A 25,200-nucleotide genomic window follows, 5' to 3' on the forward strand; every position below is an offset into this window, starting at 1 on the left:
CGCTGCTTGACGAAAAAGCCCATCCGCAGTCAAGGATGGGCTTTTTTACCAGAGCAGTTTCAGTTTTTCCATTAATCACGTCTCCTTCTTCATCTCCAACTCTTCCCACCGTGCATACTTGCCAGCCAATTCCTGCTCAAGCTTCGAATACTCAGCTGAAAGTCCGGCAATTCCCTCTGCCGACTTTGCGTATTCCAGAGGATCGGCCAGTTTTGCTTCAAGAGATGCCTTCTGCTGCTCAAGTTCTTCAATCAGCGGCTCCAGTTTTTCCAGTTCGAGACGCTCCCCATAGGTCAAGCCTTTTCGAACTTTAGGCTCAGAAGAATTGGCCTTGGCAGGTTTGCGCTCTTCCCTATGTGCTGCGTTCTTCTCCTCAAGCCGTGACTGCTCCTTAAGTTCCCGATAATGGCTGTAGTTCCCCTCGTAAAAGACGGCCCTGCCGTTTCCCTCAAAGGCAAGGATGCCGGTGGCCACCTTGTCCAAAAAGAAACGATCGTGGGTAACCATCAGGACACAGCCAGGGAAACTGGACAGCGACTCGTCAAGCAGCTGCAAGGTGGGGATGTCCAGATCATTGGTCGGCTCATCGAGAATGAGCAGGTTGGCATCCTGAAGCATCAGCCTTGCCATTATGAGGCGGCTTTTCTCTCCCCCGGAAAGGGTGCCGATTTTACGTCTTCGATCGGAGGCAGAAAAGAGAAAGTCCTCCAGGTAGCCGATTTTATGGCGCTTGTCCGGTCCAACCTGCACATAATCTCCTTCCCCGAGGAAATCATAAATCGTCTGCTCAGGGTCAAGTATGTCGCGGGTCTGATCAAAATAAGCTACGCGAGTCTTTTTGCCGACGGTGACGGAGCCTCTGTCGGGTGACTCCTCCCCCATGATCATCTTCAACAGGGTGCTCTTGCCGCAACCATTGGGACCGATGATACCGATGCGATCCCCCCGTTTCATCAGGAACGTCAAGTCTGACAGAAGTGTTCGCGGACCGAATGATTTGGTGAGCGCGTGAAATTCCAGGACTGTTCCGCCAAGGGTTTCCTCGGTGGTGAAGGCAATCCTGCTGTCCTTTGCCTGCTGAACGACGTTCTTTTCCTGCAGGGCGTGATAGCGGTCGATGCGGGCCTTCTGTTTGGTGGATCGGGCCTTGGCTCCGCGCCTGATCCAGGCGGTTTCCACGCGCAGCAGGTTCAAAAGACGCGAACGTGACTGTTCTTCCTGAAGAAGCTGCTCCTCTTTCTGTTCCAGATAATTGGTATAGCCGCCGCTGAATGAGGAAATCACGCCTTCATCCAGCTCCAGCATCCGGGTTGCCACCTGATCGAGAAAATACCTGTCGTGGGTAATGAGCAGTACCGCCCCAGGATAACTCTTGAGATATTCCTGCAGCCATTGAGTGGTATCCGCATCCAAATGGTTGGTGGGTTCGTCCAGCATGAGCAGGTCGGGCGCCTCGAGAAGCAACTTGGCCAAAGCCACCCGTCGTTTGGTGCCGCCGGAAAGTTCAGCGATCCGCTGGTCCGGTTCGGGAAGCTGGAGATGGGTCATTATTTCCGCAACCCGGTAGTCGGTGTTCCACCCCCCGTGATGCTCTATCCAGCCGGAAAGCTCCCCCTGCCTGTTCAAAAGGCGGTCCATATCCGGAGAGCCGCTCGCCATTCGAGCAGACAGCTCATTGAACTCTGCCATGGCCTGACGTATTTCTTTCAGTCCACGCTCGATCTCCTCGGCCACGGTCAAATCCAGGTCCAGTGCCGGTTCTTGGGACAGATAACCGGTTGTTGCGCCGCGTTTAGTGGCTATAACTCCGCCTTCACTATCCTCCAGCCCCCCGAGGATCATGAGCAGTTGATTTACCGGCGCCGTTTCTGCCGATGAGACCGATCTTTTCATCTTCACCAATGGCAAAAGTGATATGGTCAATGACCTTCCTGGCACCGAAACTCTTTTCCAGACCAACGACATCTATAACATTCATTTAATTTTCTCTTTCAAAAAAAACTGGGCGAATCCTTTCGGACCCGCCCAGCATAGCACATTCAGTTTGTCAGCAACACCGGATTCGTATTCCGGTTATGAAGGCTGTTCTGCCTTATATTGCTTTACCACTGCCTCTTTGAGCCCTAATTTACCCAGCTCATCGAGAATTTCCCTGCGGAACTGGCGGCGTTTGGTCTCATAGGCATTGGCAGCCGGCCCCACTCCGCAGTATAGTTTTTTTGCCCTGACCAGGTCTCCCTTGGCCATGTCCATCTTGCTCAGCAGTTCTCGAACTGCGGCAGCGGCACATTTTTCATCGTCAGCCATGTCTTCAGGCTCATAGCCATGGCTCCTTGCCCTGTACGGCATCAGCTGCCATACGCCAAGGGCACCTTTATGGGACACGGCCCTTGCCGAAAGCCTATGGTTGCCTGTCTCTGCCAAGGCAATTTCTGCCAAATCCATCGGCATGAATGAGGTCCCAAGTGTTTTCAAGTAGCAAAGTGCGGCCAGCCAGCGTGCCCGCTCCGGATTGGTCCGGCGGGCAAAGGCCGCGGCTATGGCGGGGACCTGGCGCCTTCTTTCCTCCAGGTTTATCCCTTTTTCCATCACCTTGCGAATCTCGCGATCGACTCCGTGTCTCCGCCAACAACAGGCGCTTGAGCCTGGTTTACATGAGACTTGTCGCACGATACCCCCATGAGAAGCATTGCTGCCAAAATCAAAATTGTTTTTTTCATAATAAAGAGTGTCGGTTTTATCAGGCTTTGCCGGCTGGTCCATGCGACCCTCAGAATTCCCAGTATCGTTTCCGGCCAAAATCTCCTTTCTTTGGATTTAAGGATTAATCCATCCTCATTATGAGTGCATTATAATAGATTCCCGTTTATTTGCAAGCCGCAATTTTTTCCTGCCCCATTTAAACGCCAAAAGGACCCACTCACCGGGTCCTTTCTCTCTCACCTGTCATTATGGCAGGGTGCCCTCTTATACAATAAAAATTTCCGCATGTCAAACCAAAATCTGAACTTCACTTGTATTTTCAAATAGTTACAACAACATAACACTATTTTACAACTCAACTCCCATCACACCAGCAACGGTATGGATGTCCTTATCCCCCTGCCGGAGAGACAGACCACTATAGTCTTATCCACGGGAAGGGTCGGTGCCAGTCTAATGACATGGGCAATGGCGTGGGATGACTCCAGTGCAGGCAAGATTCCCTCTTCCCTGGTCAGGAGCTTGAATCCTTCCAGCGCCTCATCATCGGTTACCGACACGTATTCCGCACGCCCGGAATCCTTCAGCCAGGCATGCTCGGGACCGACTCCGGGATAATCAAGACCTGCGGAAATGGAATGGGCATGGGCTATCTGGCCGAACTCATCCTGGAGCAGGTAGGTTTTGTTACCATGGAGAACGCCGACGGTCCCGGCACACAACGGTGCCGCGTGCTTGCCGGTGGCTATTCCATAGCCGGCTGCCTCAACACCCACCATTTTTACATCCCTGTCGTTCATAAATGGATAAAACAGGCCGAGGGCGTTGCTTCCCCCGCCAACCGCCGCCACAAGGTAGTCGGGCAGCTTTCCTTCAACCTTCAGATGCTGTTTCCTCGCCTCACGGCCGATGACGGACTGGAAGTCACGGACCATCAGCGGATAAGGATGGGGGCCGGCAACGGTGCCGATCACATAAAAGGTGGTCTGGATATGGGTCACCCAGTTCCGCATAGCCTCGTTCATGGCATCCTTCAGAGTGGCAGTGCCTGCAGTAACCGGCGTAACCTTGGCGCCGAGGAGCTTCATGCGGAAAACATTCAGAGATTGCCGCTGAATATCCTCTTCTCCCATGAATACTTCACATTCCATATCAAAAAGAGCGGCAATGGTTGCCGTGGCGACACCATGCTGCCCGGCGCCGGTTTCGGCAATAACCCTTTTTTTCCCCATGCGTCGTGCCAGAAGCCCTTGGCCAATTGTATTGTTGACCTTGTGGGCTCCGGTATGGTTAAGATCTTCGCGCTTCAGGTAGATTTTAGCGCCACCCAGTTTCTTGCTCAATTTTTCTGCATAGTAGAGTGGATTCGGTCGCCCCACATACTGGTGCAGGTAATAGGCGAATTCATCCTTGAACTTTTTGTCCTTTTTATAATATTTATATGCCTGCTCCAACTCGAGCAGGGCCGGCATCAGTGTTTCAGAAACATATCTGCCACCGAACTGACCAAAATGTCCTTTGCTGTCAGGGACTCTCACACGGACCTCCAGAACTGAAATGAGGCTGCATCATATCCCCAGAAATGAAAATTTGCAAGACCGGCAACGGGAGTATGGAAATGGTTAAAAATGAATCTTTCAATATCGTGCTGGTGGAACCGGAAATTCCCCCCAATACTGGCAACATCGCCCGCCTCTGCGGGGCGACAGGTACAATACTGCATCTGGTGGGCAAACTCGGTTTTTCCACCGATGATAAGACCTTGAAAAGGGCAGGTCTGGATTACTGGAGCGAGGTGGAAATACATTACTGGCCGGACCTGGATGCACTGAAAGCTGCTTACCCCAATGGACGGTTCATCTACACCAGTAAAAAGGTGGCAAAGACATACGTGGAACTGGAATTCAGGTGCGGCGATTTCATCGTCTTCGGCAAGGAAACAAAGGGCCTGCCCGAAGACCTTATCGAGGCAAACCCGGCAACGTCCGTACGTATCCCCATTTTCGGCAAGGTGCGCAGTCTCAATCTGTCAACTTCTGCGGGCATCGTACTTTACGAAGCCTTGCGTCAGACCGGCAGCCTGGAAGGCAAATAAAAATTGGGGGACAGTGTATGCTTGCCAAAGCAGTAATATTCATGAATCTGGCGCTGATCTTTTACACCTATGCGGTCTTCAGCGGCCGCCGGGAAGGTCTGCACCGCAAACACCTGCTGGTTTTCGGCATCGGCCTCTTTTTCGACTACCTGGGTACCCGGCAGATGAATCTCTTTGCCATGCTTACGGAAAAGCGCCCGAATGGCACAACATCTCAGGCATCTCTTCACTGGCCGGCATGGCTTTCCATTTCCTTCTGGCGCTGATCGCCTCCTGTCTCAACCGCGCCGAGGTCATCAACCGCACCTTTCACCGGGTAAGCCTTACAATTTACAGCCTCTGGCTTATCGCCTTCGCCAGCGGCGCCATTTCCGGTATGAGCAGGATAGCGCCGAAACATTGACGATCGAAAAAAGGGCGCCCCCATTGGAGACCCCCTTTTTCGCAACTTCTTTAACAACAATTACTTCTGGTTAATCGCCGAAAGCCGCCATTGGTTGTTCCCCACCGGCCTGGTGAAAGTCCAGTATTCCTCGAATTTTACCGGCTCGGTCTTACTGCCCGAGACAACTGCTCCCGTTGCATCGTCGGTGGTATAATCCAGCAGGTTTGCGTAGATCTGGGCTGTTATGAAATCCTGCCCCGATTCCTGCCAGACCTCGGCAATCTCCACATTGCGCACGGCGATATTTTCCAGCCGGTTCACCTGCCTGTCACGCAGGAGCCGTTCCACATCCTCCTGCAGGATACGCCTCATTTCATCGGTGAAAATTCCGTTCACCGGTGACAGATCCCGATTCATCCAGGCCCCTTGAACCTTGAAGAACATGTCCATGACCCCATCGTTGAAACGCTGCTCGTCAAAGGAGGGGTCCATCTGCCGGATATGTGAAAGCCCTGTAGTCACGTCATCGGACGCAGGCTGAACGGCCTCATAGCCACTGCCGCGGGAAATGGGAGTCACCGTCCCCCCTTGATATCCTGTCTGTCCATAGGTGGCTGGGGCAGTTTCACGATTTTTTTTTACAAAGCGATAGATGAGATAGCCGATACCGGCCAGAAGCAGGATCTCGAAAAGTCCGATACCGCCGCCCCCCATAGCTCCACCTCCGCCGAATCCCAGACTCCTGAAGAGCATGCCGCCGAGCATCCCCCCCATGATTCCGCCCGCCATGCTGCGTAAGAAGCCGCCTCCCGGTTGCTGCTGGTATGGGGAACGGGAATATGTTCCTGCCCCCGGATTCGATGGACTGGTCTGATAAGGACTGGTCCTGGTGGATGGGCCGGCAGGCGCAGAATAGCTGCGCGAGCCACGACTTCCACTGGAACGACCTCCCCCAATCCGGGCATCGGCTGCGGATTCCATGAAGGTCACTGTCAGAAGCGAAAGAACTGCAAAGACTGCCATTATTCTCGCTGTTTTTTTCATTTTTTTACTCCTTGTGTTATCAGCTGTATTGCTTGCGGACCAACCTGTTTCTATTGCTTTTTTTCTGCATTGAATCTTTCAACGGCATAGTTCCATCCGGAGATCACTCCGGCCAGATCATTGTCCGCCTTGTTCAGACAGGCTAAAATACAGCCCCGGTAGCCTTTCATCTCCTTGTTGTACTGGTCCACGTCCTTGCCGGCTTTTTCCATCTCCTTGGCGTCGGCTCGATCCGATGGCAGCTCCGGTTTTGGCGGCTGTTTACAGATGCAGTCGGCAAAGCTTGTCTCCACCGAGGAAAGCAAAAGCAGCAGAATCAGCAGATTGAAAAATTTCATATTACTTCTCCAAAAGTACAGACTATGTCAATCTTTCATGAACAAACGTCTTGAGGGTGACCACGGCATCAAGAATTCTCTCGTCTTTCGGCAATGTTGCCGAGAGATGGTCTATATAAGCCCGCTCCTGCAATATTCTGAACGAGGTAGTAAAGTTAAGGTCGAAGACCCAGGAAAGCTGCAGTAGCTTGAAGTCATTCAGAGTCTTCAGCATGGACAGGCTCACCATGCGCCTGCTGTTCAGAGTTGCCAGCACTTCAGGAGAGTATTCGGGAAGGTCGGGAAAGCCGAGTCCAGCCGCCGAGGCACGCTCAGTCGCCGGTAAAGCATAAAATTCTATGAAAACACGCCAGATATCAAGTTTGTCGGCATCACGGATCAGCTTCAAGAACAGGATTTCTTCCTGAGTCAGGTTCTCTGGGATGCTAAAGATATTGTGCAGCCGGACGGACTTCAGGATGAGCTCCCGTTCAGCGTTGGCAAGGGCGGCAAGCACATTTTTTTCCTGAAGAATATCGGCACTCAGGGCAGCATGATTTATGGAGTCGCTGTCCTTGAACGTCTTGTAGCGGCGGTACTGTTCAAAACGCCCCAGATCATGAAAGAGAGCAATGATCTCGGCAATGTCCTGCTTTTCCGGGCTAAGCGACTCACCCAGCGTAATAGACCGAATGTTTTCGCAGACCTTGTGGGTGTGGTATTCCTTGAGAGAAATGTTCCGTTGTTTCTCTTGATCCGAAGAAGCGAAAGAACGGGAATAATCGGCAAACCAGGCCTTTAGTAAGGGAATTTCCAGCATTGTCATTTTTCAGCATCCTTCGACTTCTTCCCTGCTCGGGCCAAGCCATGGCATCCTATCATTTGCTCTGACCATCAAGGTACTTGAAAAATTCACCGATAACCTTGTCCCCATCCCCACACTGATAAGAGACGACGTTGCGCAGGTGAGCAAAAGAATCCACATCTATTTTGCTGAATTTTATGCCGATGCCGTTTTCATCGACCCTGACAACGCTGCCGGTCGCCTTGATCGCCACTTCCGGCGTCGTACCACTGAGTTGAATGGAGACATCCACCGGAAGACCGGCATCAAGCTTCCCATCGGGTTCAATATACAGCCCCTGCAAGCTGATATTCCTCACTTCGCCTTTGATGGTGATTTCCGCCTGGGTTACCAAAGCATCGATGGCAAAGCTCACACGGGAAAAATTGCGGTTGTTTACCAACGTCGACCTCCTTAAAATCAGTCATAGGGGCAAGTTAGCATAACAGTGATGAAAGTTCCATAAGCAAAAGATATGAAAAGCCCCCAAATTGCAGCACTGCCCTTATCTTGTCTCCTGCCACATGTGGGGATACACCTCATGTCTCACGATTAGGCTTGTACTGCAGATGGGGGCTTTTTCGCCTTAAATTTCAGCCAATAAAGATCAGTCGTCGAAGTTTCCGGACGGTCCCTTGTCTCCGCCTATTGTAGCCGCCCTCTCAACGATCTTGCTTTCGGTCCATTGGGCAGGGTCTTCCATACGGCCAATCTTGGCACCCACATCGTAGGAGCCCGCCTTGAGGACGGCCTGGATTGCCAGCGGCGCCGTATCCTGCGAGTTCAGAACCTCGGTGATCATCTTGTAGGCAAAATCTTCCACCCGCCTGGCCATTCTCTCCCTGACTTCTTTCGGCTGAGCCAGAAGTTTGTTTTCGAATGGCAGGTTGAGGCTCTTGTAGTCCCCCTTTTTCCAGCCCTTGGATTCGGCATAGGCAACCATTTCCACCCACATCTCCTCGGTGACGCCTTCGCCCTTTACCTTGATGAAGTTGCCGTTGGCGTCCAGCTGCGCATTGCCGTAATCGTTTACTTCAAGGCCCCAGGAAATCATCTGCAGCGCCGTGGCAACGTTGGCCTTGGTGGTGGCAGTCTTACTGGCAATCTCGCGCAACCTGTCCGAGCTGTTGCCCGAAGTGCCGTGCTGGGCGCCTGATACCTTGTATTTTTCCAGGGCATGGTGAATCTCGGCGGTAAGACCTACCTGAATGCCGGCATCGCTTGCCTCCAGGCCATGTGTAGTCCCATTGTTCAGGGCGATCCAGTCGGGGAAAATATCATGGGCATTGAGCCCCTGGATAAGGAAAAGCGCTTCGGGCACCGTGGAAAGGCCCTGACTCCCCTTGATCTCACCGACCTCGGTCTCCAGGCCTGCCCAGGAAGGAATCGACGGTTGATGGCGATATTGGCCAGCAGGTTCTTATCGTCGGGAAGATGGGAGGCGTCGATGGCAATGGAGGTAATGCCGGCCTCGAACATGGTGGGAACCTCTACCTTTGCTTCGGCCAGGTCCTTGTCGCTCTTGATGCCGTAATGGTCAGCATGAATAGCCACCGGCACGGTGATGCCCAGTTCATTGCAGACAGCATCCACCTGGCGGGCCATGTTCCAGTAGTTGACAGGGCAATAGGCGGATCTGCCCCCTTCCGACTTGGCTATCTCGATAATTACCGCCGCGTTTGCGCGCTGGGCAGCCTGCAGTACGCCTCTGATTACGAAGTGATTCCTGCCGTTTGCGGCCAGGGCAATGGCATTACCCTTCGCACCCATCGCCCTATCTATAACCTTGCCGCTCACCAGCAGTGCTTTCGAGTTGGGGAACAGCTTTGCCACGTTGGGTGGACGGCCAATCTCAAGTGCTTTTGTAAAATCCGAACCGTTTGCCATATCGCCTCCTTTTAGTGGTATTTAAAATACTTTTATGTATACAAAAAAATCAAATTCTTATAGCACGTAAACAGCTTAAGATCAAGGTGTTAATCAGAAAAAACACATCTGAAACGGTGCCCCCCAAATAGCTGCATTAATTAAACATCTCATATCTTATAACCGATATCTTTATTGTCAACCTGCAGTCAACCTGACCACCCAGCGCACATTGCGTCTTATCAACCAACGTCGCAGTTCGTCCAGAAGAAGAATCGCCAGCGCGAACGGCCAGGCAAGGACCAGCTCCCCTGCAGAAAGCGATGCGTTGCCGAAAAGAAGATGCAGCGGCGACCATTCAATGATCGACAGCGCCAGGACCAGTTCGACCCCTATTCCGAGCCAAAGCCGAAAATTGGAGAAAATGCCCTGCTGCAGCAGCGACTGGCGCTGGACTTTGCTGGCAAGGACATTGGCCACCTGGCAGAGGACAATTGCCGCAAAGAAAGCGGATACCGCTTTTGGGTAAAGACCTGACCCTGCCGCCAGAGGCATGCCGAACTGCCAGCCCCCGGCATGGAGAACACTGAAGTAGGCGTAAAATGCGGCTGCAGCCTCAATCACTCCTTTAAATCCGTAGGCAACAAAGATAAGCCGGCCGTTCACCAGCCTCTCCGACCGGGAGCGTGGGGGAAGCTGCATTATGTCCCGCTCGGACCGTTCGGAAGCCAGGGCAATGGCCGGCAGCATATCTGTCCCCAAATCTATGGCAAGAATCAGCATCACCGTCAGCGGCAAGGGAATGCCCAGGAGAAGAAAAGCCAGATAGGGAACCACTTCCGGGACGGCATGGGTGACCGTATAGGCGATGGACTTCTTCAGGTTGTCGAAGATGGTGCGCCCTTCCTTGATGGCAGGCAGCAGAGTGGCGAAGTTGTCATCCAGAAGCACCATGTCCGCAGCCTCCCGTGCCACATCCGTCCCGGAAAGCCCCATGCCACGCCGATATCCGCCTGCTTCAGCGCCGGGGCGTCATTGACCCCGTCGCCGGTTACAGCCACCACGTGGCCGTGGCGCTGCAGGGCCTGGACAATGCGCAGCTTCTGTTCGGGCGACAATCGGGCGAAGAGAACCTCCTTCTCCTCCAGTTCCCAGTCAAGCATGGCATCGCTCATGTCACGAAGCTCTTTGCCGAGAATCAACCTCGGGGTTTGCGTGGTGATGATGCCGATCATGCGGCCGATGGCAATGGCGGTCGTCTGGTAATCGCCGGTAACCATGACCACCCGCACCCCTGCGCTGCGGATGGCCTTCACCGCCTCCGCGACACCGGCACGGGGGGATCGAACATTCCCACTAGGCCGACGAAGATAAAACCGCCGGATGGCAGATCCCGGTTTTCCCATGTTTCTCGGGGCGCAACCTCACGATAGGCCAGAAGCAGCACCCGTTCGCCTTTGCCGGCAAACTCCTCATAGGCAGCGAGATAAGCCTTTTATGATTATCCGTCAAAGGCTGCGCCATTCCATTGATGAGGATACTGTCGCACATGGTAATTGCCACGTCGGGAGCACCTTTAAGGCAGGCAATCTGTTTTCCCTCAACATTATTGATGGTGATCATCAGCTTCGTGGCGGCGGTAAACGGTTCTTCATAGAGCCTGGGAGAGGCTGCCTGCACGGCAGCCACATCCTGAAACCTGCTGCAGAAGACCAGCAGCGCCCCCTCTGTGGGATCGCCAAGATACCGGTTCCGATCATCCTGCTGCAGATGGGCGTTGTTGCAAAGGCTTGCCACCAGCAGGAACCTTTCCAGTTCCTCCTTCTCCAGGTTTGTGTCCACCTCCGTGTGGATGCACTCGTTGAGAAAAAGCCTCTTTACCTCCATCCGGTTGCAGGTCAGGGTGCCGGTCTTGTCGGTGCAGATAACCGTAGTGCAGCCGAGGGTCTCCACCGATTCCAGGTTCTTGACCAGGGCCTTGTTTTCCGCCATGCGTCGGGCAGCAATGGAAAGGGACAGGGTGACTGTGGGGAGAAGCCCCTCCGGGACATTGGCGACGATGATGCCGATGGCAAAGATCAGCTTGCTCAGCATCGGATTTTGCAGAAAGAACAGGCTGACGAGAAAGACTCCAACTCCCATGATGACAGCAATGGTGGAAATTAACCTGGTGAAGTGGTGAATCTCGCGGCGGATGGGTATTTCCCGCACCGACACAGCCTGGGTCAAGTCGGCAGCACGTCCGATCTGGGTCTTCATGCCGGTTGCGAAGACCAGCGCCCTGCCCTGGCCTGCCTGGACCATGGTCCCGGAAAAAACGGCATTGCGGCTGTCGAGAAGATGCTTGTCGGTCGGATAGGTGGTGCGCAGTTGCGGTTCCGACTCTCCGGTCAGGGAGGCGTTATTCACCTTCAGGCCGGATACCTCCACCAGGCGTGCATCCGCCGGCACCTGGTCCCCCTCTTCCACCATGATCAGGTCCCCCCTGACCAGCTCCGCCGCCGGGACCTGTTTAAGCTCCCCACCGCGAATCACCTTCGCCATGTGGGGGAGCATTTCCCTGAAAGAGGCCATGATCTGCTCGGCCTTGTGCTGCTGTAAATAGCTGAAACCGCCGTTCATCAGCACCACGCCCACCAGGGCGATGGCGATAAAGATGTTCCCTTCGCCGGGAGTCAGCCACTCCGCCACAAAGGACAACCCTGCCCCGACCCAGAGAAGCAGGGCAAAGAGATTGAACATCTGCCGCAGGAACTTGATGATCTCATTCTCACGCTTATGCTGAACCAGGGCGTTGGGCCCTTCCTTCAGCAGGCGCCGGGCAGCCTCAGCCGGGTCGAGCCCACTGTCTGCAGAGGTTCCAAGCCTGCGGCAAAATTCTTCGATGGCAATCTGATGCATACGCTGCTCTCGTAGTTAGTGGCCATCCGGAAACTCCGATGAGACACTGACAGTTTCCGATTTGGAAACGAGGGATTTTTTTGTCCTGGCAAGGAAATCAAGGATTGCGCGGAGGCGTACTCGGTACGCCGCACAAGCTATCCCGCAGATTGACACCGCCAGGGCGAAAAAGAACCGTTTCCGGACGGAAACCAGTTGGAAAAAGAAATCCAGCTCAATTCTATCCCCTTATTGTCAATAGTCATGGCTGCAACATAAAATTCCTTCTCCTTGCAATAGGGTCCCCTGCTCTTTATAATGGGATGCTTTTTTAAGGAGATAACTGTGCCGCAACCCGTAACTTTCAACCAATCCCTTCTCGACAGCCATCTGGTGGTGGATGTGCGCACCCCGCTGGAGTTCGAGGAAGACCATATCCCCGGCGCCGTCAACGTGCCGCTCCTGTCCAATGAAGAGCGGGTGGAGATCGGCACCCTTTACAAGCAGACCGGTCCCAAAGAAGCCCGCATCCGCGGCCTGGAGCTGACCGCCCCCCGTTTTCCCCAGCTGGTTGCCGAGATAGGCGGGCTTGCGGCAGGAAGACCCATCCTCGTCTACTGCTGGCGCGGCGGCCTGAGAAGCAAGACCGTCACCGCCATCCTCGACCTGACCGGTTACGATGCGGTCCAGCTTCAGGGGGGCTACAAGACCTACCGCAACCAGGTCCTGGCCTGTTTCGAGAACTTCCAGCCCCCCGCCCGGCTGGTGGTCATCCACGGCATGACCGGCATCGGCAAGACCCCCTTCATCCTCGGTCTCGACCGGAATGACTTTTCCTTCATCGACCTGGAAGGGCTTGCCTGCCATCGGGGCTCAGCCTTCGGCGAACTGGGGCTCACCCAGGATCTTTCCCAGAAATGGTTCGAGAGCCTTCTGTGGGACACCCTGCGCAAGGTGCCCGGGGACAAGCCGCTCATCGTGGAGGGTGAGAGTAAAAGGATCGGCAAGCTGTCCCTGCCCGGCAACATGTACGAAGTAATGCAGGAGAGCACCAAGGTCTGGTGCCATGCATCGTTGGAAACGCGGGTGCAGCGGCTCATCGACGAATACGGCCTGCCGGAGTTCAAGGAAGGGATGGTGGTGGCCCTTGAGCGAATCAAGAAGCGACTTGGCGGCGACAAATACGCCGAGATCGAAGGTTATCTGGACCGCTGGGAACTGCAGCCGTTCATGGCCGAGCTGGTGAACAACTATTACGACAAGGTCTACTACAAGAACCGGGACTGGGTGGAGGACTGCAACCTGTCACTGGAAGATTACCGGGTTGCCGAGCAGGAGTTGAAGGGATTTCTTAAAACATCCAAACTCGATTAAAACCATCGCCCCGGTTGTGGACCCTGTCCCCCCCATACCAGCCGGTCCTTGACGGCAGTATCATTATTAATACCGTCTTCACAGCAAAGGACAGGCAAAGACATATCAGGTCAAACAGGTACTCAAGGCAATCGAGCGGTTGGAGGTGGAGAATGGGATATAAAAACGACAATTTACTTACCGGGTAACCTGGTCGGAAGATGATGCCGAATATGTGGGACTTTGCGCCGAGTTTCCCAGCCTGAGCTGGCTTGCACAGACACCGGAGGCGGCGCTGAAGGGAATTCGCAAGCTTGTGAGCGAAGTTGTTGCCGACATGGTCGATAATGGGGAAACTGTGCCCGAACCAATCGCCACCAAACATTTCAGCGGCAAATTCATGGTCCGCGTACCGCCCGATGTCCACCGGCAGCTGGCGATTCAGGCTGCTGAAGCCGGGGTAAGCCTCAATCGTCTGGCCAGCGCCAAGCTCAGTCACTGAAGACAAAGCCGGGCGTAATTTAAAATCTAGTCATTCAGCAATTCCCGCACCTCTCTCGCCAGTTCGACTGAGGGAAAGCCGCGGCACCAATGCCTCGTGGTCTCCCTCTTCCATGTCCCCACCATAAAGTACCTATATCTATTAATTAACGCAGTTGCATTGACTTTCCGTTCATGTTAGATTCCTTGCCGCAGAATCTGTCGTGGATAGGGAGGTATCATGGGTAAGTTGGGATCACCTTGGCTTCTGTTTTTTTTATTTCTTGCGACATTGAGTTGCCTGTTGCCGCAAAATGCCGGCGCCGTCAGTTGCAGCCCTGGGCTTGCTTCCGTAATCGGCACGGAATACATAGGGGACAAATGTCCCGGCGATAGTACCGTCTACACCTACCGCACCGTCGATCTCATCTGCAACAACGGCACAATCGAGCGCGATCCCAACAGCTCCGGCGACATGCTCTACGAAAACATCACCCCCAGCTACATGCAGAGCATGATCATGTCCCAGGCCCCCTATTTTCAGGCGAAAGTATTCCGCAATTCCGGCGGCACCAACTTCGTCATGGTGACCAAATACTTCGCCAACGGCGGCAAGCTGGACGGTATCGCCATGAGCGGCTATCCTGTCGCCCCAGCAATCTCCACCGATGTTTTCAACAAAATTCTCTACATTCCCACCTATGCCAAACCTCCATGTTGCCTTAAAATCGGTGGTTTTACAGCAATCCCCTCGCCCTTCAAGCCGAGCATGGATGAAAAAACCACTCTGTCGGCAGGGATTACCGCCAATTATCCAATCAGTTGTCGCTGACTATTAACGATAAGGGAACCAGCGGCAGCGGCGGAGCGGCAAGCTATATCTGGGACGGCAAGACGGGAATCAATCCGGTACCTGCAGGCGTTTATCAGGGCAAGCTTACTGCCACAGCGGACATCTGCACCGCAGAAACCTTTGCAAACGCCAAGGTCGTGGAGCCACCCAATCAATGTCCGGTAAATGTCAATTTCGGCTCCACCGCCAATGTCACCACCGGCAATCTTTCATTCAACCAGGATCTCTTTTCAACCAGAGGAGGCACACTACCCCTCGCCTTTTCCCTCAACTACAACAGTCTCGATACAACCACCGGTTCCATCAGCCGGGCTGGCGGCATAGCTACGATATAACCCTCTTGAGCAGCGGCAACAGCAGCAAAGTTCTGCTTGAAGGTGGCAAGCGGCATGTCTACGCCTGGAATGGCAACAGTTATGAAGCCGAAGCCGGAGATTCATCCACCTTGAACAGCAGCGCAACAGAAGTGTCCTTTGTGGATGGCCGCAGGTACGCCTTCAATGCCAACGGCACCATCAGCACCATCACCGACAAAAACGGCAACGTTCTCACCTTCGCATATACGGATACCGACCTCACATCTGTGATCGACGGCTGGCGCACCATCACCCTCGGTTACGACACGAGTTTAACACCGCATCGGCTCACCTCTGTCACCGATACAAACCAGAACGTGTTCACCCTCGCTTATCAGAACAACCTTCTGTGGAAGATCATCAACCCCATCACCGATGTGGGCACCCCCGCCGGCTATTGGGAATATACCTACACCACGGCAAATCTGCTGCAAACAAAGAAAGATCCGGGCGGCAACACCATTCAGTACGGTTACAACGGCAACAAGGTAAACAGCTCCACCGACCCCAACAACAAAACCCGCGGCCTCGTTTATCCTGTCACCACCGGCAATGTGCGCACCACCACCTTTACGGAAAAGGACGGCGGCCAGTGGCAGTACACCTACGATATCCAGAGCGGCTTTTTGAAGGAAAAGAGTCTGGTGGGGGGCAAGAAGACCTCCTATTACTACAACGCCGATACCACTCTTAGGGCAAAGGCTGAGCCCCTCGACAACAACTATCTCACCACCTTCTACACCTACGACAGTCACGGTAATCAACTGACTCAGACAGATCCTGTGGATATTTCCACCTATGTCCCGGCAATCGATCCGCAGACCGTGGACATCGCCGGACTTGCAAGCCTCAATCCGCCGATCAAGACGGCGCTCCGCTATACCTACGACCCGGCCAACTTCGACCAGATCGCCTCTGTGACCGACGAGCGCTTCACCCCCTTCAGGACCACGACCTATCAATACACAACCGTTAACGGACTCAAAGTCACCACCGTCACCGATCCGGAAGGAAAGCAGACCATCACCAGGGAAACCCCCAACGGGACCATTGCCGAGATGGAAGACGGCAACGGCAAGAAAACCATTTACACCTACTATCCCGACACACCGGAAAACCGCGCTGCCGGGCTGGCCGGGCAGTTGGAATCCGTCACCGGCCCGGACAACGTGGTCACCCGCTACACCTTCTATGATAACAACGGCAATCCGGAAGAGATCATCGTCCGTGATGCAGCCGGGAGGGAAACAACCACTACCCAGGAATACGACTCCCTGAACCGCCTGCGTGTCGTCACACGCTATGCAGCCGGGCTCCCTGACAACATCACCCGCTACAGCTACGACAACAACGGCAACCGCAACACAGTCACCGATCCGGAAAACCACGAAACCAAATATGAGTATAACTTCCAGGGACAAGTAACCAAAGTAACCGACGCACGACTGAAGGACACCTCCTATGAATACGGCGCAACCGGTTGCCCCTCCTGCAGCGGTGTCGACAAGCTCACTGCCGTGGTGGATGCCCGCCTGAAGCGGACTTCCTACCAATACGACACCTTGGGCCGGTTGGAGCGGGAAACAGACCCGCTCAACAAGGTGATTCGCTACACCTACTATGACAACGGCCTGGTGAAAGAAAAGATCGACACTACGAACCCCACTGGCGAAGTGATCCTTATCACCCACTACTACGACACCCAGGGGCATCTGACCAAAAAACACTACGCCGACGGCACCGAAACCACCTTCACCTATTACCCCGACGGCGCCTGTGGACCGCCGCAAACCAGCACATCAGCTACACCTACACCTACTATAAAAACGGCTGGCTCAAGAGCGTCAGCGACTCCAACGGCCGGGTCATCAACTACGATCAGTACGACAACATCGGCCAGAAGAAGACCGTCAGCTACTTCCCCGCCACCCCCGATGCAAAGACAATCACCTACGGCTACGATGGAGCCAACCGCCCCGAATCCATCATCAGCGCCGCCGGGACATTCACCATCGGCTACGACAACGCAAGCCGCAGAAAGACGCTCACCTACCCAACCAGATCATCGCCACCTACGGCTATGACGACCTGAACCGGCTCACCTCCTTAAGCCATGGGGCGCCGGGGGGAGACATCATCGCCGAATCCGGCTACACCCACGACCAGGCCGGCAACCGCAAAACCAAAACCGGCGCCGTAAGCGAATCCTACATCTACGACGAAATCTACCGTCTCACCGACGCCGTCACCGCCAAAGGCACCGAAAAATACACCTATGATGACGTGGGCAACCGCAAATCCGGCCCCGGCCCCAAAGACACCAACTATCAGTACAACGACGGCAACCAGTTGATTACCGGCAAAACCCTGAGTTTCCTCTACGACAACATGGGTAACCAGACCACCCGCACCATCAACAACGCCCCCGACAAGGACTGGACTTAGCTGGGATTACGAGAACAGGCTGACCAAAGTAGAAAAGAGCAAAGGCACCAGCGAAAGCAGGACCACCACCTTCAAGTATGATCCACTGGGGAGAAGGACCGAGAAGAAGCATGTCGCCATTAAAGACAACGTGACCTCGACCACGACAACCACGTATGTCTACGATGGTGACAACATCGCGCTGGAGATCACCAGCGACGGCACCACTACCACCAAAACCTTCTATACCCACGGGTTCGGAGTCGATGAGCCGCTGGCGATGGAGGGGGGTGGCAGTTTTTACTACTACCATGCCGACGGACTGGGGAGTATTACTGCAATAACCGATGCAGCCAGAAATGTAAGGCAGCGCTACACCTATGACAGTTTTGGCATGCCGAAGGCTGCGACCACTTTCAGGAACAGCTATCAGTTTACTAGTAGGGAGTGGGATAGGGAAACCGGGCTGTATTACTATCGAGCACGGTACTATGACCCGATGGAGGGGCAATTCATTTCTAAAGACCCGCTTGGTATTAAAGGAGGGATAAACCTATACTCGTATTCTCTCAACAACCCCATCAACTACACGGATCCATTTGGATTAGGCCTGGAGATATATTTCAGACTGTTGAAGTTGCTGTTACTGACGCAATTATGTATGCCACACACAGAAGCAATGCTGAAGGCGTAGAATATGGGGGGTGGATAACTAAGACTAAGGATTGTAAGTTTACGTATGGTGAACCCACAAGAGGCACTAGGCGTAATATTCCAAACTTCCCAACAAAGCCTGCAAATGCAGCGGATGCTTGGTATCACACGCATTTGCCAGTTACTTGGTTTGATGAAAAGCTCGCCGGTGCAAATCCAAGAGAATTCAGTCCGGCCGACAGACAGTTAAGTGATAGAACCCATAGTACAGGCTACTTAGGTTACGGAGGCAACATCTACATCTACAACCCGCAATAGAGTTTGTTGAACATCAAAAACCAAAAAGGAAATATGATGTATATGAAGAACATGCTTAAGTTTCAGCTCGCAATGGTGATTCTACTTTTGGTGACATCATGTAGTAGCAACACAGACCGATCCGACTTTGGCCAACTTACCGATGGGGCTAAAGAGGTCTCTATTGTTAGTCTAATTGCGACCCCAGAGCGGTATGATGGAAGGTAGTTCGTGTTTATGGAGTGCTGGTGCTGGAATTTGAAGGTGACGCTATTTACATTACTAAGGCTGATGCAGAAAACCATATTTTTAAAAACTCGATCTCATTACAGATAGACTACGCAAAGCTTGGCATTCCTGAGAAAGAACCGTCTGATCCTGAGCAACGTAGGCAAATGGTTGCTAAGGCAAAGAGCCTAAAAAGTTTGACAAAGAAATATGTTCTTATAGAAGGCGTCTTTGATAAAAATACTCGCGGGCATTTAGGACTGTCTTCTGGGTCGATCAACGTCACACGCATAGCGCACTTTAGTGAAAAGAAAAGTAGAAAGTTTCACCAATAGATGATCACAGCAACGATAAAAGTCAGTCCTCCAAATTCAGGCCAGTCTCACACAAAAAAAGTCCTAAAAAAGGAGTGCCAAATGCGCCACTTCACAAAAGCACTCATCGCCACAGCCATCACCCTGACAACCCTTGCTGCACCGGCATTTGCCGTGACTGACGGTTCATACACGCTGACAAAGTTGGATACAACCTTGTGGGAAGGCACTGAGGCAAGCCTGCTCAAGCCGGTGACAAGCGATTATGACTACCTATCCGGCGACGATGAATATCTCACCTATACGCTGCCTGTCTCCTGGCAGTTCAAGTTTTACGGCCTGCCATATTCACAGATTACCGTCGATACCAACGGCAATATCTGGTTCGGCTCGGCCCGTGCGGCCTATTCCTTCCCCCTTGCCAATGCCGGTCTCGGACCGGTCAGTGCTGCATTCAACGACGACCTGTCGTCCCTCTATGGAGGTGGCGCTTTCATTCAACACCGCACCAATCCGGAAAGGATTGTCATAGAATGGCAGACGGAAACCATGACCGAGGAAGGCAACTCACTCTTCAACAATTTTGAAGCGGTCCTGTTCGAAAACGGCACCATTCGTTACGACTATAAGCCCTTCAACACCCAAAGCACCACGGACAGCGGCTCCGGGATTTCAAAGGACGATGGCACAAGCCACCTGAGTGTGTCCACCAACTACGGCTCACCGAAAACCTTCGCGGCCCCCAGCTCATTCCTCTTCACCCCGGCGGGGGCTTCAACCGATGTGACCGTAAATGTTCTCTTTGCCGGCACCGGCAGCGGCACTGTCACCTTGACCCCACCCGGAACCGCCTGCAATACCACCTGCAGCGAAACCTACACAAGCGGAACCACCGTAACAATGCATCCGGAAGCATCCATGTATTCCCTCTTCAGCGGTTGGGGTGATGGCAGCTGCACCGGCAACGGTGATTGCTTGCTCACACCATCGACCGATATTACCGTTACAGCTACCTTCACATATGACACCGCCCGGCAGGTAATGGTTGGGACTACCCCCTATTCATCGGTACAAGCGGCTTACAATGCGACACCTGATGCCTCTATCATCAAGTTGTGGGCTACGAGCTATGCCGAATCCTTGACCTGCAACAGGGCGATCACCGTCACGCTGCAAGGAGGGTATGACAGCAGCTATGGATCAATAGTGGGTGAATCGGTAGTAGACGGAGCCCTGACAATAGCAGACGGAACACTGATCGTAGATGGGCTGAGCATCAGATAAGTCTATTCCACAAGAAACAAAAGATGGCTTTTTACACCTATCCATCCAGCAGTTCCCTGACCTTCCTCGCCAGATCCGGAGGGGAGACCGGCTTGATAACCAGTTCAACCCCTTTCTCCAGCAACCCCTTTTCCTGGATCAGATCGGCGGTATAACCGCTTATGAACAGCACCTTCACCTGTGGGGCGAGCATCCTGATCTCGCGGCAGGCCTCCGAGCCGTTCTTTTTCGGCATGATCATATCCAGGAGGACCAGATCTATACTGCCGCGGTTTTCCCGGAAAATATCCACCGCTTCCTGCCCGTCCCTGGCCACCATGACCAGGTAGCCGAAATCCTGCAGAATACTCACTTCCATATCCCGAATGGCCTGGTCGTCCTCGGCCAGCAGGATGGTCTCGGTGCCCCCCCTGGGCAGAGCGGGAGACAGCTTTGCTTCCTCCACCTCGGCGGTTTCGATCAGGGTAGATACAACCTGAAGGTGGTGCCGATCTCCGGTTCGCTGTACACCTTGATATAGCCGTTGTGCTGGGTGACGATGCCGTAGACTATGGACATGCCGAGGCCCGTCCCTTTGCCCACCTCCTTGGTGGTGAAGAAAGGATCGAAGATGTTCTGCAGGGTATGCTGGTCCATTCCCTTGCCGCTGTCGGAAACATTGATCAGGGCGTAGGTGCCGGGCTTGCCGAAACCGTGCATGGTGATGAAGGAATCTTCTATTTCCTGCAGATCCGTCGAAACGGTGAATTTCCCGCCATCCGGCATGGCATCCCTGGCATTGGTGGCCAGGTTCATCAGCACCTGATCGATCTGGCCGCTGTCCCCATTGATGAAAAGGGTTCCTTCATGGAAAGAGGTCTCAAGCTGAATGTCCTCACCGATCACCCGCTTGAGAATCTTCGTTACGCTTTCAATCAACCCGTTCAGCTCCACCGGCTGCTGCTTCATCTCCTGTTTCCGGCTGAAGGCCAAAAGCCCTTTGGTCAGCTGGGCAGCCTTTTCTGCAGCGGCAACAATCTGGTCCAGGTTGCATTTCAGCGGATCATCAGCATCCATTTTCATCTGCGCCAGGTTACCATAGCCGATAATGACGCTGAGCAGATTGTTGAAGTCGTGGGCTATGCCCCCTGCCAACTGGCCGATGGCTCCATCTTCTGGGACTGCCGCAGCTGTTGTTCCAGCTGTTTGCGGGCAGTGATATTTTCGAAAACGGTTATGTAGTGGATCGGTTCGCCGCTCTCTCCACGGGCCAGGGCCACGGCCATGTGCCCCCAAACGATGGAACCGTTCTTGCGGAGAAAGCGCTTTTCCATCTCGTAGGTGGTGGATTTCCCGGCAAGCAGTTGCTGCACCTGCTCCTTGTCCAGGTCCTGGTCATCCCCATGGGTGATATCTCTCAAGGCAAGCTTCTGCAGTTCTCCGGGGGCATAACCCAGGGCGTCGCACATGCTGACGTTGACCCGTACCAGCTGCCCGTCCAGTGCCACATGGGCAATGCCGACCGCCGCCAGTTCGAATGCGTTCCGGTACCGTTCCTCGCTTTCCAGAAGGTTTTCCGCCGTCCGCACCAATATGGCGGTCCGTTCCGCCACCAGGGCTTCCAGGGTGGCCTCCCGCTCTTCCAGGACACACCGCTGGACGTGCAATTCACAGAAGACCCTGACCTTGCTCCGCAGGATCGCCGGCTCCAGTGGTTTCAACAGGTAGTCCACCGCTCCGGCGTCATACCCCTTGAACTGGTAACTCAGGTCTTTCATGCCGGCCGTGACGAAAATGATGGGGATGTGCCGTGTCTTGGGGTTGGCCCGCATCAGTTCGGCGGTCTCGAAACCGTCCATCTCCGGCATCTGCACATCCATCAGCACCAGGGCAAAGTTCTGCTTCAGCGCCAGCCGCAGGGCGTCATTGCCGGACAGGGCCTTAACCATGGCCAATCCCAGGTCCCCAAGGAGCGCCTCAAGCGCCGTCAGGTTCTCCGCCCTGTCATCCACCAGTAGAATGGAAACTGGTTGTTTCCACATTGCAGCTCTCCTTTTCTATTCCCGCTCCTGCACCATAATACCTGCCCATCAGCCTGTTGCGGCCGTCACTAAGATACCAGTCTCGTCAGCAATCCCGGCAGCTCCGTCAACCTTGCCACATGGTCGGCTGTCACAAGGCTCAAGGCATGTTCCGGCATGGACGAGGCATCGGCATCTGCCGGGTCCTGGACAATTGCCATCCCCCCCTGTTCCTTGATCCGAAGCAAGCCTCGCCCACCATCATAGCCGGCGCCGGTAAGAATAATGCCGATTACCGCCGGGCCGAAAGCGGCGGCTGCCGATTCAAAGAGCACATCTACCGAAGGCCGCGCAAAATTGACCGGCTTCTCGGCGGAAAGGGACAGGCTGCCGTTGCTTTCAACCAGCAGGTGGTAGTTGGGCGGGGCCAGATAGGCGCATCCCCCTTGCATAACCTCCTCCTCGTCAGCTTCCTTGATCCGCAAAAGGCACAGCTGATCCAGCAGCTTCGCCAGGCCGTCTCCCGATGCCGGGCTCATGTGCTGGACGATGAGGATCGGCAGGGGAAAGTCTGCCGCCAGACCTCCCAATACCCTTTTCAGCGCCTGCACGCCGCCGGTGGAAACACCCATGACCACCACCCGGAAACGTTCTAGGCTTTCATGACTTGTAGCACTTGGCATAGATGCGCGTACCCCGCCCGATTTCATGGTAGTATGCGAAAATATCCCGGTTTTCCAGGGTTTCCTTGGTACCGAGACAGAGAAATCCACCCGGCAGGAGGGCCCGGTCGAAAAGGCTCAACACCCGTTCCTTCAGGGAAGCCTTGAAATAAATAAGCACGTTTCGGCAGAAAACCATGTTCATTTCACCGAAATCCGCATCCACCGCCAGGTTGTGGGCGGCAAAAACGATGTCCTTCTTAAGGGCCGGCATGAGCATGGCGTGATCGTATCGGGCAGTGTAATAGTCGGCAAAATCCCGGCGTCCACCACTTTTCTGATAGTTTTCCGTAAAGTGCCGCATCTCCTGAAGAGGATAGATTCCCTCCCCGGCCTTGCCCAGCACATCCTCATTAATGTCGGTGGCGTAAATCCGGTAGCGTCCCCCCATTCCCTCCTCCTGGAGCAAGATAGCCATGGAATAGACTTCCTCTCCCGTTGCGCAGCCCGCGTGCCAGATCTTGACGAAAGAATAGGTCTTGAGATGGGGAACGACCTGCTCCCGCAACGCCTTGAAGAACAGGGGGTCCCGGAACATCTCCGAAACGTTGACGGTGATGCCGCGCACGAACTGGTCGAAGAGGGAACGGTCACGCAGCAGTTTGTCCTGGGCTTCCGAAAGGCTGGCAAACCCGGTACCGGCAAGCCATGCGCTCAGCCTGCGCCTGATGGAAGCTTCGGCATAGTCGCGGAAGTCGTACCCGTACATGCGGTAGAGGGCTTCCAGCAGCAGATCGCTCTCTATGGCGAATCGGTCGTCGTTTTCCATGGTTCAACCCTTTTGATAGAGCCAGACCCGCATCAAGGAAAGCAGTTTGTCCACATCGATGGGCTTGGGAATGTAATCGCTCGCCCCCGCCTCAAGGCACTTCTCCTGGTCTCCCTTCAGTGCCTTGGCGGTCATGGCGATGATGCTGAGCCTGGCAAAGCCGGGTCCATGCGGATCGTCCTGATGGTTTCATAGCCGTCCATCTCCGGCATCATGATGTCCATCAGCACCAGGTCCACATCGGGGTGTTCCTGCAGGCGCGCCAGGGCCTCCCGGCCGTTTTCCGCCTCCACCACGATCATGTGCTTCTCCGCCAGGATGCTGGTCAGGGAAAAGATGTTGCGCATGTCGTCATCCACCAGCAGGACCTTTTTCCCCTCCAGCATGGTTTCCTTGTCAAGGGAGGCGCGCAGCATACGCTGCTTCTCCGGGTTCAACGAGCTCTCCACCTGGTGCAGGAAGAGCGTTACCTCGTTCAGCAGGCGCTCGGGGCTTTTCGCCCCTTTGATGATGATGCTTTCCGTGTAGTGGCGCAGTTTCAGCTCTTCTTCATGGGAAAGGCTCCTGCCCGAATGGATGATGACCGGAAGACGCCGTTTTTCGTCCTCATGCTCGATATGCTCCAGCAGATCGAAACCGGACATGTCCGACAAGCCCAGGTCGAGGACCATGCAGTCGAAGGCTTCCCGTGAGAGCAGATCCATGGCTTCCTTGCCGCTCCCCGCCACACTGATCGCCACATCCCGCCCTTCCAGGAGTGCCACCAACCCTTTGGACTCGGCCGGATCATCCTCGACGATGAGCAACTTGCGTACCGAGCGGGAGATGGCATTTTCGATGGTGGCAAACAACTCGGCCAGCTGATCCGGGTCCACCGGCTTGGTGACGAAGCCGATCGCCCCCATGGACATGGCCTTCTGCCGATCCTCCAGGCAGGTCAGGAAATGCACCGGGATGTGGCGGGTGCGGGGATTCTCCTTGAGGAGGCGCATTACTCCCCATCCGTCCACATGGGGGAGCATGACATCGAGGATGATGGCATCGGGCAGGCAATGATCGGCAAGGTAGAGCCCGTCCTCGCCATTGGCAGCCGCCAGGGCCGCAAATCCACGTTCCCGGACCATCTCCATCAGAATTCGGGCAAAGTTGAGATCATCCTCGATGAGGAGAATACTGCGCTGTCCCTGCTGGAGCTTCTCCCGGTCATCGGCCAGGATTGATGCAGCAGACGGCGCCTGTATTGGCCGAACCGGGGCAAGGCCAGCGGCAGAAGCGCCTTGAATCGGAGCGGAGTTATCCGGCACGGCTTTGGTTGAAGAGTTATCGGGCGGA

At 54.4% G+C, this 25,200-nt stretch carries 27 protein-coding genes and 4 pseudogenes; 12 read left to right on the forward strand and 19 right to left on the reverse strand.

Annotated features, from left to right (window positions below; translation table 11 throughout):
* Window positions 1-75: 75 nt before the first annotated feature.
* From JCM15764_RS04905 to trpB, 4 genes and pseudogenes are all read right to left on the reverse strand, one after another.
* The gene (locus tag JCM15764_RS04905; RefSeq protein WP_439645260.1) at window positions 76-1,893 is read right to left on the reverse strand and encodes an ABC-F family ATP-binding cassette domain-containing protein; all 1,818 of its coding nucleotides are present in this window, start codon (window positions 1,891-1,893) and stop codon (window positions 76-78) included.
* A complete protein-coding gene (locus JCM15764_RS29335; protein ID WP_439645261.1) occupies window positions 1,817-1,978 on the reverse strand; it encodes an ATP-binding cassette domain-containing protein in 162 nt (53 codons plus the stop codon). The genes JCM15764_RS04905 and JCM15764_RS29335 overlap by 77 nt, the downstream gene beginning before the upstream one ends.
* Before the next feature lie 95 nt (window positions 1,979-2,073).
* The gene (locus tag JCM15764_RS04910; RefSeq protein ID WP_243688425.1) at window positions 2,074-2,589 is read right to left on the reverse strand and encodes a transglycosylase SLT domain-containing protein; all 516 of its coding nucleotides are present in this window, start codon (window positions 2,587-2,589) and stop codon (window positions 2,074-2,076) included.
* A gap of 462 nt (window positions 2,590-3,051) precedes the next feature.
* A pseudogene (gene trpB / locus JCM15764_RS04915) lies at window positions 3,052-4,241 on the reverse strand (tryptophan synthase subunit beta).
* An 80-nt stretch (window positions 4,242-4,321) separates the two neighbouring features.
* On the opposite strand from trpB, the gene JCM15764_RS04920 reads away from it, so the two are divergent.
* Window positions 4,322-4,798 (forward strand): tRNA (cytidine(34)-2'-O)-methyltransferase, encoded by a 477-nt coding sequence (locus tag JCM15764_RS04920; protein WP_054693442.1) that lies wholly within the window; start codon window positions 4,322-4,324, stop codon window positions 4,796-4,798.
* A gap of 17 nt (window positions 4,799-4,815) precedes the next feature.
* Window positions 4,816-5,201: pseudogene (locus JCM15764_RS04925) on the forward strand (HsmA family protein).
* 60 nt (window positions 5,202-5,261) lie between these two features.
* On the opposite strand, the gene JCM15764_RS04930 reads toward JCM15764_RS04925, so the two are convergent.
* From JCM15764_RS04930 to JCM15764_RS21880, 8 genes and pseudogenes are all read right to left on the reverse strand, one after another.
* A complete protein-coding gene (locus JCM15764_RS04930) occupies window positions 5,262-6,227 on the reverse strand; it encodes a Tim44 domain-containing protein (RefSeq protein WP_054693205.1) in 966 nt (321 codons plus the stop codon).
* A gap of 50 nt (window positions 6,228-6,277) precedes the next feature.
* Window positions 6,278-6,565 (reverse strand): hypothetical protein, encoded by a 288-nt coding sequence (locus tag JCM15764_RS04935; protein ID WP_054693209.1) that lies wholly within the window; start codon window positions 6,563-6,565, stop codon window positions 6,278-6,280.
* 22 nt (window positions 6,566-6,587) lie between these two features.
* Window positions 6,588-7,370 (reverse strand): HD domain-containing protein, encoded by a 783-nt coding sequence (locus tag JCM15764_RS04940; RefSeq protein WP_054693213.1) that lies wholly within the window; start codon window positions 7,368-7,370, stop codon window positions 6,588-6,590.
* 52 nt (window positions 7,371-7,422) lie between these two features.
* A complete protein-coding gene (locus JCM15764_RS04945) occupies window positions 7,423-7,791 on the reverse strand; it encodes a PilZ domain-containing protein (RefSeq protein WP_054693216.1) in 369 nt (122 codons plus the stop codon).
* A 204-nt stretch (window positions 7,792-7,995) separates the two neighbouring features.
* Window positions 7,996-9,275, reverse strand: a pseudogene (locus tag JCM15764_RS27870) (class II fructose-bisphosphate aldolase).
* Window positions 9,276-9,452: 177 nt separating this feature from the next.
* A complete protein-coding gene (locus tag JCM15764_RS21870; protein WP_243688380.1) occupies window positions 9,453-10,208 on the reverse strand; it encodes a cation transporting ATPase C-terminal domain-containing protein in 756 nt (251 codons plus the stop codon).
* Window positions 10,133-10,570, reverse strand: a complete 438-nt coding sequence (locus JCM15764_RS21875) for an HAD-IC family P-type ATPase (RefSeq protein WP_243688381.1) — start codon at window positions 10,568-10,570, stop codon at window positions 10,133-10,135. The genes JCM15764_RS21870 and JCM15764_RS21875 overlap by 76 nt, the downstream gene beginning before the upstream one ends.
* Window positions 10,567-12,155, reverse strand: a pseudogene (locus JCM15764_RS21880) (cation-translocating P-type ATPase). Before JCM15764_RS21880 ends, JCM15764_RS21875 begins: the two are co-directional and overlap by 4 nt.
* 324 nt (window positions 12,156-12,479) lie before the next feature.
* Between JCM15764_RS21880 and mnmH the strand changes: the two are divergent.
* From mnmH to JCM15764_RS04995, 10 genes are all read left to right on the forward strand, one after another.
* The gene (gene mnmH, locus JCM15764_RS04960) at window positions 12,480-13,508 is read left to right on the forward strand and encodes a tRNA 2-selenouridine(34) synthase MnmH (protein ID WP_243688383.1); all 1,029 of its coding nucleotides are present in this window, start codon (window positions 12,480-12,482) and stop codon (window positions 13,506-13,508) included.
* Window positions 13,509-13,722: 214 nt separating this feature from the next.
* Entirely contained in the window at window positions 13,723-13,989 is a 267-nt protein-coding gene (locus JCM15764_RS04965; RefSeq protein WP_054693223.1) for a type II toxin-antitoxin system HicB family antitoxin, read from the forward strand.
* Window positions 13,990-14,208: 219 nt separating this feature from the next.
* Window positions 14,209-14,799 (forward strand): hypothetical protein, encoded by a 591-nt coding sequence (locus tag JCM15764_RS04970; RefSeq protein ID WP_054693226.1) that lies wholly within the window; start codon window positions 14,209-14,211, stop codon window positions 14,797-14,799.
* Window positions 14,790-15,155, forward strand: coding sequence for a hypothetical protein (locus JCM15764_RS04975; protein WP_054693229.1), 366 nt, complete (start codon window positions 14,790-14,792; stop codon window positions 15,153-15,155). The genes JCM15764_RS04970 and JCM15764_RS04975 overlap by 10 nt, the downstream gene beginning before the upstream one ends.
* A gap of 5 nt (window positions 15,156-15,160) precedes the next feature.
* Window positions 15,161-17,260 carry a hypothetical protein gene (locus tag JCM15764_RS04980; RefSeq protein WP_054693233.1) on the forward strand — a complete coding sequence of 700 codons (2,100 nt, stop codon included), beginning with the start codon at window positions 15,161-15,163 and terminating at the stop codon, window positions 17,258-17,260.
* Between the two features lie 199 nt (window positions 17,261-17,459).
* Window positions 17,460-17,621, forward strand: a complete 162-nt coding sequence (locus JCM15764_RS21885; protein WP_243688384.1) for a hypothetical protein — start codon at window positions 17,460-17,462, stop codon at window positions 17,619-17,621.
* 130 nt (window positions 17,622-17,751) lie between these two features.
* Entirely contained in the window at window positions 17,752-18,294 is a 543-nt protein-coding gene (locus JCM15764_RS04985) for an RHS repeat-associated core domain-containing protein (protein ID WP_054693236.1), read from the forward strand.
* Window positions 18,258-18,572: a DUF4329 domain-containing protein gene (locus tag JCM15764_RS27875; RefSeq protein WP_369412253.1), complete on the forward strand. Its 315-nt coding sequence runs from the start codon at window positions 18,258-18,260 to the stop codon at window positions 18,570-18,572. Before JCM15764_RS04985 ends, JCM15764_RS27875 begins: the two co-directional genes overlap by 37 nt.
* A 227-nt stretch (window positions 18,573-18,799) precedes the next feature.
* On the forward strand, window positions 18,800-19,114 hold the full coding sequence (locus JCM15764_RS04990; RefSeq protein ID WP_054693239.1) for a hypothetical protein: 315 nt from the start codon (window positions 18,800-18,802) through the stop codon (window positions 19,112-19,114).
* Window positions 19,115-19,195: 81 nt separating this feature from the next.
* A complete protein-coding gene (locus JCM15764_RS04995) occupies window positions 19,196-20,377 on the forward strand; it encodes an NIDO-like domain-containing protein (RefSeq protein WP_054693242.1) in 1,182 nt (393 codons plus the stop codon).
* 37 nt (window positions 20,378-20,414) lie between these two features.
* Here JCM15764_RS04995 and JCM15764_RS05000 read toward each other — a convergent pair whose 3' ends face one another.
* The 7 genes from JCM15764_RS05000 to JCM15764_RS05025 form a co-directional block, all read right to left on the reverse strand.
* Complete coding sequence (locus JCM15764_RS05000; RefSeq protein WP_054693244.1) at window positions 20,415-20,822, reverse strand: response regulator; 408 nt, start codon at window positions 20,820-20,822, stop codon at window positions 20,415-20,417.
* A 14-nt stretch (window positions 20,823-20,836) separates the two neighbouring features.
* Complete coding sequence (locus tag JCM15764_RS05005; protein WP_054693247.1) at window positions 20,837-21,511, reverse strand: sensor histidine kinase; 675 nt, start codon at window positions 21,509-21,511, stop codon at window positions 20,837-20,839.
* Window positions 21,496-22,398: a response regulator gene (locus JCM15764_RS05010; protein ID WP_054693250.1), complete on the reverse strand. Its 903-nt coding sequence runs from the start codon at window positions 22,396-22,398 to the stop codon at window positions 21,496-21,498. Before JCM15764_RS05010 ends, JCM15764_RS05005 begins: the two co-directional genes overlap by 16 nt.
* A 68-nt stretch (window positions 22,399-22,466) precedes the next feature.
* Window positions 22,467-23,009, reverse strand: a complete 543-nt coding sequence (locus JCM15764_RS05015) for a chemotaxis protein CheB (RefSeq protein WP_243688385.1) — start codon at window positions 23,007-23,009, stop codon at window positions 22,467-22,469.
* Between the two features lie 28 nt (window positions 23,010-23,037).
* Window positions 23,038-23,868 carry a CheR family methyltransferase gene (locus JCM15764_RS05020; RefSeq protein WP_054693256.1) on the reverse strand — a complete coding sequence of 277 codons (831 nt, stop codon included), beginning with the start codon at window positions 23,866-23,868 and terminating at the stop codon, window positions 23,038-23,040.
* Window positions 23,869-23,871: 3 nt separating this feature from the next.
* On the reverse strand, window positions 23,872-24,003 hold the full coding sequence (locus JCM15764_RS26120) for a hypothetical protein (protein ID WP_279384282.1): 132 nt from the start codon (window positions 24,001-24,003) through the stop codon (window positions 23,872-23,874).
* Complete coding sequence (locus JCM15764_RS05025; RefSeq protein WP_243688386.1) at window positions 24,000-25,172, reverse strand: response regulator; 1,173 nt, start codon at window positions 25,170-25,172, stop codon at window positions 24,000-24,002. The genes JCM15764_RS26120 and JCM15764_RS05025 overlap by 4 nt, the downstream gene beginning before the upstream one ends.
* Window positions 25,173-25,200: the final 28 nt, after the last annotated feature.

This window comes from Geotalea toluenoxydans JCM 15764, from assembly GCF_001311985.1.
GTDB classification, from domain to species: Bacteria; Desulfobacterota; Desulfuromonadia; order Geobacterales; family Geobacteraceae; genus Geotalea; species Geotalea toluenoxydans.